The organism is Sphingomonas sp. R1 (genome assembly GCF_025960285.1).
In the GTDB taxonomy this organism is placed as follows: domain Bacteria; phylum Pseudomonadota; class Alphaproteobacteria; order Sphingomonadales; family Sphingomonadaceae; genus Sphingomonas.
Genome location: NZ_CP110113.1, coordinates 17355 through 33049, shown reverse-complemented (window position 1 = coordinate 33049; position 15695 = coordinate 17355). Strand labels below are relative to the sequence as shown.

Below are 15695 nucleotides of genomic sequence, written 5' to 3'. Positions count from 1 at the left end.
GCCGGCGAGCCGCGACATTGCGCTCCGGTTTCTTTCTTCGGGATAAGCAGTCCTATGCTCATGAGGCTTGTGATGCAACCCTTACACTTGTAGGCTAGTGACGATACAACTATGACAAACACACAAGCTTCCCCTTGGTTGCTCCTGATCCCGCAGCTTCCGGCTAAGCCTGCCTATTTGCGGGTGAAGGTCTGGCGGCGTTTGCAGGCGATCGGGGCCGCGCCGCTCAAGAACGCCGTCCATGCGCTCCCCAATCGCGAGGACACGCGCGCGCTGTTCGAAGAACTGCATCGCGAGATCACCGAAAATGGCGGCGAGGCGCTGATCCTCGAAGCGCGCCTTGTCGGCGGCATGGGCGATGCGGAGCTGCGCGGAGTGTTCGACGCTGCGCGTGACGCCGACTATGAGGAGTTGGCACGCGAGGCGCGCGCGCTGTGTGAGGGCGAGTATGTCGCGGCGGCGGATGTGGGCCGCCTGCGCAAACGCCTGAACGAGGTCGCCGCGATCGACTTTTTCGGTGCGCATGGTCGGCAGGCGGCACAGGCCGCCATCACCGAGGCGGACCGGCGCTCTCACCAACATCCCGATGTGAGCGGCCCCGGTGCGCCCGAGCTGACCCCGGCGGAGCTAAAGCGCCGCGTTTGGGTGACGCGCCGCCATGTCCATGTCGATCGCATCGCGTCCGCCTGGCTCATTCGCCGCTTCATCGACCCCGAGGCGAGCTTCAAGTTCGTCGAGGGCAAAGGATATGTGCCGGAGCCTGACGAACTGAGGTTCGACATGGCGGACGCTGAGTTCACCCACGAAGGCGACCGCTGCTCCTTCGAGACCTTGGTGTTCCTCACCGGTCTCGAGACCGACCCCGCGCTGCGGGCGCTCGGCGAAATTGTTCACGACCTTGATATTGCCGATGCTCGGTTCGAGCGCCCGGAAACTCCGGGAGTGAGCGCGCTTATCGCCGGCATCTGTGCCGGCACCGACGACGACGAGGAGCGGATCGCGCGCGGATCGACCGCGCTCGACGGATTCTATGCTCACTTCACCCGGCGAAAAGAGGACTAAAGATGGAGGCCAGCGCACGCGCTGAAATCGCAGTCGAGACGCTGCACGAGCACGGCATCAGCTTTGGCGAGGCGGTGCGCGTCTGGATCAGGGTCGCGCTGCTCAGCTTCGGCGGACCGGCGGGCCAGATAGCGGTGATGCATCGCATCCTGGTCGAGGAGAAGCGCTGGATCGGCGAGGAGCGGTTCCTCCACGCGCTCAACTATTGCATGCTGCTGCCCGGCCCTGAAGCGCAACAGCTAGCTGTCTATATTGGCTGGTTGCTCCATAAGACCAAGGGGGGCCTGGTCGCGGGCGCGCTATTCGTGCTGCCCGGCTTCCTCGCGATTTTAGGGCTCAGCTATGTCTATGTGCTGCTCGGCGAAGTGCCGCTGGTCGAGGGATTGTTCTTCGGATTGAAGGCCGCCGTGCTGGCGGTGGTGCTACAGGCGGTGGTCCGGGTGGGTTCGCGTGCCTTGAAGAACAACGTCATGCGCGGTTTTGCCGCGCTGGCGTTCGTCGCGATCTTCGTGCTCGACGTGCCCTTCCCGCTGATCGTGCTTGCCGCCGCGCTGATCGGCTTCTTCAGTGGCCGCGCTGGTTACGCCGCATTCAAGGGCGGCGGCGGACATGGTCCCGCCGGCGCTGAGATAATCCACGACCGCGACACCGCTCTTGGCGAGGGCCTTCCCGACCATGCCCGGCCGAACCTCTCTTGGTCGCTGCGCATCTCCGGCGTCCTGCTGCTGCTCTGGCTCGGGCCGGTCGCAGCGCTGCTGTTCGCGTTCGGCCCCGACGACGTGTTCAGCCGCATCGCCACCTTCTTCAGCCAGATGGCGGTGATGACCTTCGGCGGCGCCTATGCGGTGCTCGCCTATGTCGCGCAGGAGGCAGTCGAGACCTATGGCTGGCTCCAGCCCGGCGAGATGCTCGACGGGCTCGGCATGGCCGAGACCACGCCCGGGCCGCTGATCATGGTGACGCAGTTCGTCGGCTTCCTCGCGGCCTTCCGCGAAGCGACCGGGCTGCCGCCGCTCGTCGCCGCGACCTTCGGCGCAATCCTCACCACCTGGGTTACCTTCCTGCCATGCTTCCTGTGGATCTTCGCCGGCGCGCCATTCATCGAGCGGCTGCGCGGCAACCGCGCATTGTCGGCCGCGCTTTCGGCGATCACCGCCGCAGTGGTCGGCGTGATCCTCAATCTGGCGGTCTGGTTTGGTATCCACACTCTGTTCGAGCAAGTCCGCGAAGTGCCGTTCGCAGCCGGCACCATCGATCTCCCAGTCCTAACGTCCGTCAACTGGCCGGCGCTGGCGCTCGCGGTGGGTGCGATACTCGCCATGTTCCGGTTCAAGGCCGGCATGCTGCCGGTGCTCGGCGTCTGCTCGGTCCTCGGGGCCGCATATGTAATGATCATCTGAAGGAGTGACGCGTGACGATCGACCATCTTTCCCGACGCAGTGCAATCGCAACTCTTGGCATCGGAGCCGCCGCCATGACTATCAACGAAGCCTCTGCGCAGACGCCGGCCGCAGCGCCGGCGGCTGTCCCCGCCTTTGCCGGAAATCATCAGGTCAAGCCGCTCAGGTTCAATCCCGCCAGGCTTCACGGCCTCTCCGAAAGGCTGATCACATCGCACCACGAGAACAATTATGCGGGCTCGGTCAAGGCCCTGAATATGATCGAGACACGACTTGCCGCCGCGCTCGCTGACACGGACCTGCCGCCGGTGGTCTATGGCGGATTGAAGCGCGAGGAGCTGCACCGCACCGGCTCGGTGGTGCTCCATGAGGTCTATTTCGACGGGCTCGGCGGCAACGGCCAGGCAGCCGGTTCCATCCGCGACGCGCTGGGCGCGGCGTTCGGCTCGTTCGACCGCTGGGAAGCCGACTTCCGCCGTACCGGGATGAGCCTTGCCGGCGGATCGGGCTGGTGCGTGCTCGTCTACAATCTCCACACGCGCTCGCTGCACAACCATTGGGCGTGGGATCATATGCACGGTGCGATTGCCGGCGTGCCGCTGCTCGCGCTCGATATGTACGAGCACAGTTTCCACATGGATTACGGCACCGCCGCCGCCAAATATGTCGACGCCTTCTTCCGCAACATCGACTGGGAAGTGGTCGACCGGCGCTATGCCGCGGCTTTGCGCGGCGGCGGCTGAACCCGACCGCCGTGGCTTAACACCCACTGCTGCGCGACACCTGAGTTCGCGACCACAAAGGGGACAGGTCCGATGGGGAGATGCAACAATGACATCCGGCCCGAACATCGCTCTTCTTTGGCGTGGGCAAGCAGCCGAGTGGACGCATCGCTTTCATGAAGCCCGGCAGTGGCCGATAATGCAGGCCTTGCGGGCGCTCGGGGCGACCGCAAGGCCTGTACTGTACAGGGACGAGGCGGTTCGCGAGATTCGGGACGAGCTGCTGTCGTGCGACACAGTGCTGGTCTGGGTGAATCCGTTGGACATTTCAGGCGACCGCTCGCAGCTCGATCCAATGCTGCGCGAAGTCGCGGGGTGCGGCGTTGTCGTCAGCGCGCATCCTGACGTGATCGCCAAAATCGGCGTCAAGGAAGTGCTCTACACAACGCGATCCATGGAATGGGGCAGCGATGTCGATCGATACGTGGACGCTGAAGGCCTTCGCGCTCGTTTCCCCGAACATCTTGCCGCAGGCCCGCGCGTGCTGAAGCCGAACTACGGCAACGGCGGCAGGAATGTATGGCGTGTCCAACTAGACGAAGCGGGAAACGCTCCGGCTTTGAAAACGTCGGTGAAAGTTCAAGAGGCCCGCCAAGGAAGCAAATCGGAGCGCATCAGCCTAGCCGAGTGCTTGGAAAGGTGGGTGCCGTTTCTAAACGACGGCGGCGTGCTGATCGATCAGGCTTATCAGCCGCAGTCGTCCGAGGGCATGGTCCGCTGCTACGTGTGCGGGCACCGAGTGGTTGGCTTTGGGCACAACCTGATCACTGCGCTGATGACGCCAACGGCCATTGATACAACGTCGTCAACCCCACAGCCGATGGGCCGCGCCATGTTCGGACCGGAGGTGACGCGCTTCGCAGCCTTACGGAAAGCGATGGAGGATCGCTGGATTCCAGAGATGCAAAGGTTGCTGTCGATCGCCGACCACGATCTTCCGCTTCTTTGGGACGCCGACTTCCTATTTCGCCCTGGTGAAGCCATCAGCGATGGCTCCTATGCGCTTTGCGAGATCAATGCTAGTTCGGTTGCACCATTTCCGCCAAGCGCCGTCCAGCCAGTCGCCGCAGCGGCAATCGGTCGCGTTCTTGCCATTCGTTTGACGAAGGAGACCTCCAATCCTCATTGATATGATTCAAGCAATTCAAGAGACGTGACATTGGTCGTATCAATCAGACAAGCCTAAGGGTGAGCGAGGCTGGGTGAAACCGGCTCAGGTGGCAGCGCGGAGATACTGGTAGAGGGTTTCGCGACTGATCCCCAGGTCACGGGCGATGACGGCCTTGCGCTCGCCGTCATCAACACGGCGGTGCAGCTCGGCGACCATTTCGTCGGAGAGGGAACGTTTCCGCCCGCGATAAGCACCGCGTTGTCTGGCGACCGCAATGCCTTCGCGCTGCCGCTCCCGGATCAGGGCGCGCTCGAATTCGGCGAACGCACCCATGACCGAGAGCATCAGGTTGGCCATCGGGGAATCCTCGCCCGAGAAGGCCAGGCTTTCCTTCACGAACTCGATCCGGACGCCTCTTTTGGTGAGGGACTGAACCAGTTTGCGCAGATCGTCGAGATTACGCGCCAATCGATCCATGCTGTGGACCACGACGGTGTCACCCTCGCGGGCGAAGGCGAGCATGGCATCGAGTTCGGGGCGGTTGATGTCCTTGCCCGATGCCTTGTCGGTGAAAATCCGGTCGAGCGACTGCCCGTCCAACTGGCGATCGACATTCTGATCGAATGTGCTCACCCGGACGTAACCGATCCTCTGGCCTTTCATCGCCGCCTCCGGTCAAAATGTCAGGTTGAATTCTATGACACGGCGGAACATGCGTCAATAAATGCTTGCCATAACCCTATCCTGACAGAAACCGCCGCTGCATCCTGACGTCCGGTTAGGCTATACTCCAAGCTGACATCACAAAATCAAATCCCTCAAAGATGGCGTCAATTGCCTTGATGGGGTAAAAACTGGAGTGCTTCCAGGATGGGACATTCGGCAACGTCATCTCCAGTGCATCTGGCTAACGTGGTCGCCAGCGTCACCTCTATCTTCTGCAAATCTGCAATGCGGCGGCGGACATCTTCAAGGTGGAGTTCGGTTCTCGCCATAACCTCCGCGCAGGTTTGTGCACCGGTATCGGTGAGCGACAACAATGACCGTATCTCATCCATTGCATAGCCAAGGTCGCGCGCGCGCAGGATGAACTGCAACCTTTGCACCAGTTCCGGCGAATAGACGCGGTAGCCGTTGGAACTGCGAGGCGGCCCCGGCAGCAATCCCACCTTCTCGTAATAGCGGATGGTTTCGAGATTGCAGCCTGTTTTCCGGGCAAGCTGGGCACGCAAGATGCCGACCTGTTGCTCCATGAAAATACCTCTTGAGTCTGTAGTGGCTACAGAGCCTACACTGCGAATCACTCAGTTGGAACAAGGGATTCAAGCCATGGTCTCAACGCCGGAAGCGGGACAGCCAGCCCTCACCGAAAACCACGAGCCGAAGCAGGCAAACTGGGTTGCGGCGGGCGCATTGATCGGCGCGGGGCTCGCCTCGGCTTGCTGCGTCGTCCCGCTACTGTTGGTTATGCTCGGAATTTCCGGCGCGTGGATCGCCAACCTGACGGCGCTCGAACCTTACAAGCCCTATGTCGCAGGCGTAACGCTCGCGCTGCTCGGCTACGGCTTCTGGCATGTCTATTTCAAGCCGAAACCGCCCTGTGAAGACGGTTCCTACTGCGCTCGTCCACAATCGGCTTGGACCACCAAGGCGGTGCTGTGGCTGGGCCTTGCCGTCGCCATCCTGGCGCTCACCATCGACTGGTGGGCACCCTGGTTCTATTGAAAGGAAATACCCATGAAAAAGACAGTATGTATCGCTATGGCCGTGCTGGCTATGGCTGGCGGCGGGGTCGCCTATGCAGTTAGTGGCACGGCGCAAGATCGCCCCGCGGCTACCGCAACCGCTCAGAAGCAAACCACCTTTGCCATAGAGAACATGACCTGCGCCACCTGCCCGATCACCGTGAAGAAGGCGATGGAAGGCGTCGCCGGGGTAACGGCGGTCACGGTCGATTTCGCAGCCAAGACCGCGCGCGCAACCTATAACCCGCGCCGCACCAATGCTGCTGCGATTGCCGCTGCATCAACCAACGCGGGTTATCCGGCGCGCGCTATTCAAAACTGAGCGGGGCGCCGCCAGCGCCTCAAGAAAGCGATAAGCAATGAACGACTGTTGCAACCGCCCCGGGCAGGAAGGATTTGACGTGGCCGTCATCGGCGCGGGTTCTGCCGGGTTCTCCGCCGCGATCGCCGCTGCCGATCTGGGCGCGAAAGTGGCGCTCGTCGGTCACGGCACGATTGGCGGCACCTGTGTCAATGTTGGCTGCGTTCCTTCCAAGACGCTGATCCGCGCCGCCGAAGCGGTGCATGGTGGGCTTGCCGCCGCGCGCTTTCCCGGCCTTGGGGGCGCTGTCCAGATGGATGACTGGTCCGTATTGGCGGCGTCGAAGGACGATCTTGTCACGACGCTGCGCCAAAAAAAATATGTCGATCTGCTGCCCGCCTATGACGGTGTGAGCTATATCGAGGGCAAGGCACGCTTTGCCGATGGTGCGCTGATTGTCGGCGATGCGCCCATGAAGGTCGGCAAGGTCATATTGGCGATGGGTGCGCACGCCGCCGTGCCGCCGATTCCGGGGATGGACAGCGTGCCCTACCTAACCAGCACATCGGCGCTGGCGCTGGATCGCTTGCCCAAATCGCTGCTGGTGATCGGTGGCGGGGTGATCGGGGTAGAACTGGGACAGATGTTTTCGCGTCTGGGCGTTGATGTCACCATCTGCTGCCGAAGCCGCCTGCTCCCCGAAATGGACCCGGAAGTGAGTGCCGCGCTGAAAAACTATTTGGAAGCCGAGGGCGTGCGGGTTTGCGCAGGTGTCGGCTATCAGCGTATCGCCCAAACACAGAGCGGGGTCGAATTGACCTGCGAGGGGCATTGTGACACCGTCGCGGCGGAACAGGTGCTCATCGCCACCGGACGCCGACCCAATAGCGACGGGCTTGGGCTGGAGGAGCGCGGCATAGTGCTTGCCCGTAATGGTGGAATCGTCGTCGATGACCACCTCGAAACGTCGGTTCCAGGCATTTACGCGGCGGGCGATGTAACGGGACGGGACCAGTTCGTCTACATGGCCGCCTATGGCGCAAAACTGGCCGCGCGCAACGCGGTGACGGGCAACCAATACCGCTACGACAATTCCTCCATGCCATCCGTCGTCTTCACCGACCCGCAAGTCGCCAGCGCCGGCCTCACTGAAACGACAGCACGGGCGCAAGGCCTGGACATCAAGGTTTCGCTGCTCCCGCTCGATGCTGTGCCAAGGGCACTGGCAGCACGCGATACGCGGGGTCTCATCAAACTGATTGCCGACAAGGCGAACGACCGTTTGCTGGGCGGCCAGATCATGGCACCCGAAGGCGCGGATTCGATCCAGACACTGGTGCTGGCGATCAAACACGGCATGACCACCCTGGAATTGGGTGCAACGATATTTCCTTACCTGACCACTGTGGAAGGCCTCAAACTGGCGGCCCAAACGTTTGATAAGGATGTCGCCAAACTGTCTTGCTGCGCCGGGTGATTGCTCGGGGATCAACCGGCAACGAATGGCCTCCCTCCAGTGCAAGCCGCTTTGGTGTCAATTTTGTTATTCGCCTCAGCGGGAGAGCAAAATGGCACGACGCCGACTTCTGACCGGAGACGAGCGCCGGCGCCTGTTCGATCCTCCTGTCCAAGAAACCGCGATCATTGGGCATTATACCCTTTCTGCGGAAGATGTTGAATTGGTTGGGCGCCGCTATGGTCCAGCAAATCGCCTCGGTCTGGCTGCACAAATCGCTTTGATGCGACATCCCGGCTTTGGTCTGCAACCCGAGATCGGGCTTCCCGACGTCATTCTTCAGTACCTCGCGGCACAGTTATTCGTCGATCCTTCCTCCTTCTCTGCATATGGTCAGCGCGCGCAAACCCGTACCGATCATGCCGATCTCGTGGCGCGTTATCTTGGCATACGCCCGTTTCGACGCGGCGACCTGGCACTTGCCCTGAATCTTGCCGCGCAAGCCGCCGAGTATACAGACAGAGGTGAACCGATTGTTCGCGCCCTCATGGTTGGCCTGAAGGGTGAGCGGTTCATTCTTCCGTCAGGCGACACACTGGAACGCGCCGGTCTTGCTGGCCGGGCACGCGCACGCAAAGCTGCCGCAGCCGCAATCGTCGAAGGCCTCAGCTCTGCTGAACTGACACGGCTAGACGAACTCGTAATCAACAACCCGGATTTCGGCATGACACCGCTGGCGTGGTTGCGTAATTTCGAAGAAGCCCCGACTGCGGCCAATATCAATGGCTTGCTTGAGCGCCTGCGCTATGTTCGCGGCATAGGTATCCACCCGGTAGTTGGGGGCGCCATTCCGGAATTCCGCTTTGCCCAATTTGTCCGCGAGGGCGGCGTGGCACCGGCATTCCTGCTTTCGGATTACAGCGTCAATCGCAGGCGGGCGACGTTGACGGCCGCAGTGATCGACCTTGAGGCCAGACTTGCCGATGCCGCGATCCAAATGTTTGACCGACTTATCGGCGGCATGTTCACGCGCGCGCGGCGTGGGCGCGAGCGTCGCTACCAAGATAGTATTCAGTCGGTGGGGCAACTCATGCGGCTGTTTGGCGCCACGATTACAGCACTTGATGAGGCTGTCCAGAATGGCGGCGATCCGCTCGAATTGATTGACGAAGCGGTGGGCTGGCACCGGCTTGTTGCGGCAAAGGCCCAAGTAGATGCCCTTGCTGATCTTGCCGGCGAGGACGCACTGGTAACGGCAACCGAGCGTTACGCCACGCTACGGCGTTTCAGCCCGGCATTTCTGGACGCCTTCACCTTCAAGGCGTCTGGAACAGGGACGGCACTGATCAAAGCCATCGATGTCATTCGCGATGCGAACACACGAAAGTCGCGCGACCTTCCCGATGGCGTTCCACTGCCATTCCCCAATCGGCAGTGGAAGCGTCTCATCACCGAAAGCGGCCGTATCGACCGCCGACGTTATGAAATTGCGATCATGGCAACCTTGCGTGATCGTTTGCGCGCCGGTGATGTATGGATCGAGGGAACCCGCAACTATCAGCGCTTCGATGCCTATTTGCTGGGTCGGCGCGACGCCGCCAAAGTGGCGGATGTGCTTCCGTTCGATTCAAATGCTGCATCCTACCTCGCTGACCGGGCACGAAATCTTGACTGGCGGCTGCGCCGATTTGCCAAGCAGTTGAAAACAAACAAGCTTGAGGGAGTGTCGCTCGAACGAGACCGGCTCAAGCTTCAGCAAATGCCGCCTGTCACCCCACCGGAAGCTGAAGCCCTCGATCGCAAGCTCGATACCCTGCTTCCCCGCGTGCGCATCACCGAGCTGCTGCTTGAAGTCGCCGAACGCACTGGTTTTTTGAACGCATTCCGTGACCTGCGCTCAGGCAAGGAGCACGACAACCCCAGCACGGTACTCGCCGCAATTCTGGCTGATGGCACCAACCTCGGGCTGGAGCGGATGGCCAATGCCAGCGAAGGCGTCAGCTATGCCCAACTCGCATGGACCCACAACTGGTATCTTTCACCCGAGAACTATCAGGCCGCGCTGGCCATGATCATCTCAGCCCATCACGAATTACCCTTCGCGCGGCATTGGGGCGCTGGCACCAGTTCGTCGTCCGATGGCCAGTTCTTCCGGTCGGGGCGGAGCCGTTCAGGGGCGGCGGACATCAATGCCAAATATGGCGCCGAACCTGGCGTGAAAATCTATTCTCACCTTTCCGATCACTTCGCATCATTCGGATCACGGATCATGTCCGCGACGGCAGGTGAAGCGCCTTACGTGCTCGACGGGCTTGTCCTGGGCGCCGGCAACCTTCCGTTGCATGAGCACTATACCGATACCGGCGGCGCCACCGATCATGTTTTCGCACTCTGCCACCTACTCGGGTTCCGCTTCGCGCCCCGGCTGCGCGATATTGGCGACCGCAAGCTGGGTTCGATCGCTGCGCCATCGACATACAAGGGCATCGAAAATCTGATGGGCCGCACCATCAAAACGGCAGCGATCGAGGCCGATTGGGATGACATCGTCAGGATTGTCGCCTCAATCAAGGATGGCACGGTGGCGCCGTCAGTAATCTTGCGAAAACTTGCCGCCTACAAACGCCAGAACAGGCTGGATTTTGCATTGGCTGAACTGGGCCGTATCGAGCGCACTTTGTTCACGCTCGATTGGCTTGAACAACCGGAACTGCGACGTGCCTGTCAGGCCGGTCTCAACAAAGGCGAGGCGAGGCACACGCTTGCCGCCGCCATCTATACCAACCGGCAGGGTCGGTTCACCGATCGCTCGCTGGAAAATCAGGAATTTCGCGCATCTGGGCTGAACCTGCTGATTGCGGCGATTTCCTACTGGAACACGGTCTATCTCGACCGGGCCGCCCAGCACCTCAACGCTGTCGGCACGACGTTCGATGCGGCACTGCTTGCGCACCTTTCTCCGATGGGCTGGGCGCACATCAGTCTGACCGGCGATTACCTCTGGGAGCAGGCCAGGCGACTTCCAGCAGGTGAATTCCACCCACTCAACGAGCCAATGGCGCGGTTGAAGCGTGTAGCGTAGCCCATGTTCCGCTTATGTCCGAGAAATCGTTGTCTGGCGAACAAACCTTGAGGTGACGCCTTCTCATGTCGCACCGAGTCCACGTCTTGCGGATCATAGCGCCGATCGACGCATGCTCCTGCTGGCCGCAATGGCCATTATCGTCGGCAGTGGCGGTGCCGCTGCTGCATGTCTGCTGCTCAAGCTGATCGCGCTCGTGACGAACCTCGCTTGGTTCGGCCGCGCCTCGACTGCACCTGCTAACATTGCAGACGCTGCCTCTGGTCCGATGGTGATCGTCATCCCGGTGATCGGAAGCATTGTGATCGGTTTGATGGCGCGGTTCGGGTCTGAAAAGATCAGGGGCCACGGCATACCGGAGGCGATCGAAGCGATTCTGTTCGGGCAAAGCCGGTTGTCCGCTAAGGTCGCGGTGCTCAAGCCCCTATCCTCCGCTATTTCCATCGGCAGCGGAGGCCCTTTTGGTGCTGAGGGGCCGATTATCATGACTGGTGGCGCGATAGGCTCCTTGTTTGCGCAGTGCTTCCATCTGAGCGCAGCGGAACGCAAGACGCTCCTGGTTGCCGGCGCTGCGGCGGGGATGACGGCGATATTCGGAACGCCCGTCGCAGCGATCTTATTGGCCGTCGAGGTGCTCTTGTTCGAGTGGAAGCCTCGCAGTCTGGTACCCGTCATAGCAGCGGCGCTAGCCGCCTTCTGCTGGCGTCCGTTACTGATCGGCATTGGCTCGTTGTTTCCGTTTACCGGCAGCATTGTGACCGGCGCTCTACCGCTTGTCGCTGCAGTCGGTCTCGGTGTCATCGGAGGGTTGTTGGCTGCGGTGCTGTCGAGCACGCTGTACCGGATTGAGGACCTTTTCCATCGCCTCCCGGTCCACTGGATGTGGTGGCCAGCAATGGGGGCTGTCGTCGTCGGGCTGGGAGGCTTGGCCGATCCTCGGGTGCTCGGTGCCGGCTACAACAACATCCAGGATTTGCTGAACGGCTCCGTAGTTGGGAAGGCTCTCGTCCTGCTGCTGATCGTCAAAGCCTGCGTATGGCTGGTGGCACTCGGGTCGGGGACCTCCGGAGGTGTCCTTGCGCCGCTGCTGATACTCGGTGGAGCGCTCGGAGCGCTGGTTGCCACCGTGCTTCCAGGTGACACCGGCTTTTGGGCGCTACTTGGCATGGCCGCGGTTATGAGCGCAGGCATGCGGGCGCCGCTGACGGGAGCCGTATTCGCCATCGAGCTGACAGGTCGGCTTGACGCTCTACCGGGCACCGTAGCCGCCGCGGCGGCGAGCTACGCGGTCGCGGTCTTAATCCTCCGACGTTCTATTTTAACCGAGAAGATCTCGCGACGCGGTCGCCACATTCTGCAGGAATATGCTGTCGATCCGCTGGCCATCACGCAGGTGGGGCAGATCATGACCCCCGATCCAGTCACGCTACCTGCCGAGATGCCAGCCGGCGCGGTTACGGATTTCTTTGCCGTTGACGCCCGCCACCGAAGCTATCCCGTCGTCGACGGCACTTCGCGGGCCATCGGCATGGTCGCGCGCGCGGACGCTCTCAGATGGCAGGTGACGGAGCCTGAGGGTACGGCCACCTTAGGCGAGCTCCTGTCCAATCGGTCGCTCCCGGTGGTGCATCCCGAGACGCCCTGCTCGGCGGTCGCGGAGCTTATGGTGGCCGAGGAAACAGGCCGGGTCGCGGTGGTGGATCGCCAGACCGGCCGTTTGGTCGGGATCGTCGCACGTCGGGATCTGCTTCAGGTGCGGGCCGAGCAGCGGCGGGACGAACATGAGCGAGTTCGCTTCGTGCAGCGGAGCCGCCGTGCGGACGCAAAGGCATGAACTGGTTCCTCAGCTTTCTCCCGGAGCAGGTGCCCACCACCTACGCAGAACGGCTGCGGGCGAGCGTTGGAGCGTTCCTTGGAATCGCTGTGACCGGCATCCTCTCCACTGGTTTGTTCGGTCACTCTAGCGCGGCCCCGTTGCTGATCGCGCCCATGGGCGCATCCGCGGTGCTGCTGTTCGGGGTGCCGGCGAGCCCCCTTGCCCAACCATGGTCCATCTTAGGCGGCAACCTCGTTGCCGCTCTCGTCGGTGTCACGGCTGCGAGAGAAATTGGATCGCCCCTCGCGGCTGCCGCCGCAGCAGTTGCGGGAGCGTTCGCGGTAATGTCGCTGCTCCGATGCATTCACCCGCCCAGCGGCGCGGTGGCGCTAACTGCTGTCCTGGGAGAGGCGCATGTGACGGCTGCGGGCTATAGCTTCGTCCTCCTCCCGGTTCTTGTGAATTCCGCGGTACTCGTGGTCGCAGCGCTGGCCTACAACAACTTGACCAGGCGCTCCTATCCCCACCGCCCACACGCGCCAATCCATCCTCATCCTCCAATCAGCCGTCTTCGGCTGACGAGCGAGGACATCGAGGATGCGCTCACGGACTATGGCGAGGCTCTCGATATCAGCAGGGATGACCTCCACAAGCTATTTCACGAATTGCTCGGCCGCGCACAGCGCCGCGCGATCGCGGAGTTGTTCGAGCCGTGAGGCAGCTCCGATCAGAGTGGAGGTAGAGAGTGCGGATAAATGCCTGACTTTGAAGGGAGCTCGCTGTGATAAACGGCCGTGATTCCGAACTTCATCATTCGCTTAACCTCGCTGGATTTCGAGCCTTGGCTACGGCGGCTGGGCTCCTGCAGTTATGCAGAGAGTTGAAAACTGCGGGCATCCTGCCTGCTGAAGCCATCGACCGTGTTCGCGACGCGATGTTCAAGGAGTTGATCGAGGGCGCTGCGCCGTCTCGCAGGCATGACCCGGCATTTCGCGATCACCTCAGACATCGGCTGGAAGGTCTGTTTTCTGGTGTCGAGAGCCTGAACGACACGCCGGTTGTACCAAGCCGCTAAGCGTGCGCCGTGACCGCCGGTCATCTTCTTTGCGTAGTGGCCTCCGCATTCAGGAACTCGCCGTAGTGACGAGCCTGACGGTGAGTGTGAAAAATCGGAACTAGGTCGCAAAGCCGTCGAAATAAGGCAGCCGCAGCGCTGCCCTCAAAGATGCGCATATCAATCTGATCCAAGTATTATGTCGATCAAGGCTTCAAACGCGTGACTTGAATTACGAGGAAATTTTCACCCGTCGTGCCGGCAAATGTCGGCGGCAGCGACGGGCAATCACCTTCGCGCGCTCGCCGATAGTGAAGTCTTGCGCAAGGGCAGAGGGCCGCGATCTCACACCCGTCCCGAGCATCCCGCACATCCACTACGTACATCCCCCTAAGGGTTGCACACTAGGGATAACATCCAATTTCGCGCCCGTCTCGCGGAGCATAGAAGAGCTCCAACGATCACATTGCACGTTGCTGGAGAAGTTCTGTGACCCCTCCCCTGATAGATCTTAATGTTCACCATCAGGCGAAAGGTTTGTCTGACCGCATTGCGCTCGGCTTCACCAAAGTGCTGCGGTGGGCGGCCGACACGTTCTTTGCTGAACGGTACGGGCATAGGGCGGTTGTGCTCGAAACCGTCGCGGCCGTTCCCGGGATGGTCGGCGCAACTATCACGCACCTCTCCTGCCTTCGCCGCATCTGTGACGACAAGGGCTGGATTCGGACGCTGATGGATGAAGCAGAAAATGAGCGCATGCATCTGATGACGTTCATCGAGATTTCGAAGCCCACCTGGTTTGAACGAGCTGTCATCATCGGTGTGCAATGGGCGTTTTATGTCTTCTTCTTCGCCCTGTATCTCATTAGCTCGAAAACCGCACATCGCGTCGTCGGATACTTCGAAGAAGAAGCAGTGATCAGCTACACGCATTATCTTGCCGAGATTGACGAGGGGCGTAGCGAGAACGTTGCAGCTCCCGAAATTGCGAAGCGCTACTGGGGTCTGCCTGAAGATGCGACGCTGCGTGACGTTGTCCTGGTTGTGCGCGCTGACGAAGCTCACCATCGGGACGTGAATCACAGCTTCGCCAACGAGCTTGGCGGCTTGCCGACGGGAGAGATCGCGCAATGCCCGCCGCATGCGGCGCTCGAGCCGATCTGGAAGAAGGTAGCCTAATCTACTCCCCTGAGGGCGGGCCCGCAAAGCCCGCCTTTTCGCTTGCCCGGAGCCTGATCATGCGCAGCATATCGCCGACCGCCGCCGCTATCGTGAAATCTACTGCGCCTATTATCGAACGGCAGGGGGTCGCAATCACGACGGCCATGTACGCTCGTCTTTTCCAGGACGCGGCGATCAAATCCCTGTTCGATATGGCCGCGCAGGAGAGTGGCGAACAACCACGCCGGCTAGCCGCCGCCATACTCGCGTACGCCAAAAATATCGACAAGTTGGAGAACCTCGGTCCTGCCGTTCAACGCATGGTAACCCGCCATGTCCAGACCGGGGTACAAGCAGACCACTATCCCGCCGTGGCTGCGGCGTTACTGCCAGCTATACGTGACGTGCTGGGTGATGAGGTTGCTACAGACGAGGTGCTCGCCGCGTGGGGCGAGGCCTATTGGATGCTGGCCGACATACTCATCGCCGCTGAATCGGCCGCGTATGGGCAGATAGCTAGATAACCGATCCTTTGAGGCGAATGGCGACAGCTGCCGCGGGCTTTAGCACGAGGATCGGCGTGAAAGTCGGTGTGACCGGGCCCGCTGCGTGCGCAGCGGGTCCGGGGTCAGGAGCCGGGAGTGCGGGGCATCAGCGGGGGCAGCGCTGCGCTATCAGGAGGGCTCCACGCAGCCCCCGCTGCCAACGGCGTTTGTGTCATTACT

15 protein-coding genes are annotated in these 15695 nt (G+C 61.3%); 13 read left to right on the top strand and 2 right to left on the bottom strand.

Annotated features, from left to right (window positions below; all coding sequences use genetic code 11):
• Positions 1 to 138: 138 nt before the first annotated feature.
• The 4 genes from OIM94_RS19560 to OIM94_RS19545 all read left to right on the top strand — a co-directional run bounded on the left by OIM94_RS19560 (position 139) and on the right by OIM94_RS19545 (position 4373).
• Positions 139 to 1062 (top strand): chromate resistance protein ChrB domain-containing protein, encoded by a 924-nt coding sequence (locus OIM94_RS19560; protein ID WP_008603798.1) that lies wholly within the window; start codon positions 139 to 141, stop codon positions 1060 to 1062.
• 2 nt (positions 1063 to 1064) lie between these two features.
• Complete coding sequence (gene chrA, locus OIM94_RS19555) at positions 1065 to 2462, top strand: chromate efflux transporter (protein ID WP_122129123.1); 1398 nt, start codon at positions 1065 to 1067, stop codon at positions 2460 to 2462.
• 74 nt (positions 2463 to 2536) lie between these two features.
• Positions 2537 to 3205: a superoxide dismutase gene (locus tag OIM94_RS19550; RefSeq protein WP_017184236.1), complete on the top strand. Its 669-nt coding sequence runs from the start codon at positions 2537 to 2539 to the stop codon at positions 3203 to 3205.
• 88 nt (positions 3206 to 3293) lie between these two features.
• Complete coding sequence (locus OIM94_RS19545; protein WP_184106684.1) at positions 3294 to 4373, top strand: Cj0069 family protein; 1080 nt, start codon at positions 3294 to 3296, stop codon at positions 4371 to 4373.
• A gap of 84 nt (positions 4374 to 4457) precedes the next feature.
• Here the strand turns inward: OIM94_RS19545 and OIM94_RS19540 are convergent, their stop codons facing one another.
• Together OIM94_RS19540 and OIM94_RS19535 are read right to left on the bottom strand one after the other, a co-directional pair.
• Positions 4458 to 5018 carry a recombinase family protein gene (locus tag OIM94_RS19540; RefSeq protein ID WP_017184234.1) on the bottom strand — a complete coding sequence of 187 codons (561 nt, stop codon included), beginning with the start codon at positions 5016 to 5018 and terminating at the stop codon, positions 4458 to 4460.
• A 167-nt stretch (positions 5019 to 5185) separates the two neighbouring features.
• Positions 5186 to 5608: a MerR family transcriptional regulator gene (locus OIM94_RS19535; protein WP_014072603.1), complete on the bottom strand. Its 423-nt coding sequence runs from the start codon at positions 5606 to 5608 to the stop codon at positions 5186 to 5188.
• A 76-nt stretch (positions 5609 to 5684) separates the two neighbouring features.
• On the opposite strand from OIM94_RS19535, the gene OIM94_RS19530 reads away from it, so the two are divergent.
• From OIM94_RS19530 to OIM94_RS19490, 9 genes are all read left to right on the top strand, one after another.
• Positions 5685 to 6080 carry a mercuric transporter MerT family protein gene (locus OIM94_RS19530; protein WP_014072602.1) on the top strand — a complete coding sequence of 132 codons (396 nt, stop codon included), beginning with the start codon at positions 5685 to 5687 and terminating at the stop codon, positions 6078 to 6080.
• Between the two features lie 12 nt (positions 6081 to 6092).
• The gene (locus OIM94_RS19525) at positions 6093 to 6422 is read left to right on the top strand and encodes a heavy-metal-associated domain-containing protein (RefSeq protein WP_004213249.1); all 330 of its coding nucleotides are present in this window, start codon (positions 6093 to 6095) and stop codon (positions 6420 to 6422) included.
• 37 nt (positions 6423 to 6459) lie between these two features.
• The gene (gene merA, locus OIM94_RS19520) at positions 6460 to 7878 is read left to right on the top strand and encodes a mercury(II) reductase (protein ID WP_004213247.1); all 1419 of its coding nucleotides are present in this window, start codon (positions 6460 to 6462) and stop codon (positions 7876 to 7878) included.
• 91 nt (positions 7879 to 7969) lie between these two features.
• Complete coding sequence (locus tag OIM94_RS19515; protein WP_264610248.1) at positions 7970 to 10939, top strand: Tn3 family transposase; 2970 nt, start codon at positions 7970 to 7972, stop codon at positions 10937 to 10939.
• A gap of 112 nt (positions 10940 to 11051) precedes the next feature.
• Positions 11052 to 12773: a chloride channel protein gene (locus tag OIM94_RS19510; protein ID WP_264610247.1), complete on the top strand. Its 1722-nt coding sequence runs from the start codon at positions 11052 to 11054 to the stop codon at positions 12771 to 12773.
• A complete protein-coding gene (locus tag OIM94_RS19505; protein WP_264610246.1) occupies positions 12770 to 13471 on the top strand; it encodes an HPP family protein in 702 nt (233 codons plus the stop codon). The genes OIM94_RS19510 and OIM94_RS19505 overlap by 4 nt, the downstream gene beginning before the upstream one ends.
• 65 nt (positions 13472 to 13536) lie before the next feature.
• A complete protein-coding gene (locus OIM94_RS19500; RefSeq protein WP_264610245.1) occupies positions 13537 to 13830 on the top strand; it encodes a hypothetical protein in 294 nt (97 codons plus the stop codon).
• A 468-nt stretch (positions 13831 to 14298) separates the two neighbouring features.
• Entirely contained in the window at positions 14299 to 14988 is a 690-nt protein-coding gene (locus OIM94_RS19495) for an alternative oxidase (RefSeq protein WP_264610244.1), read from the top strand.
• Positions 14989 to 15047: 59 nt separating this feature from the next.
• A complete protein-coding gene (locus OIM94_RS19490) occupies positions 15048 to 15494 on the top strand; it encodes a globin domain-containing protein (protein ID WP_121079801.1) in 447 nt (148 codons plus the stop codon).
• Positions 15495 to 15695 lie beyond the last annotated feature (201 nt).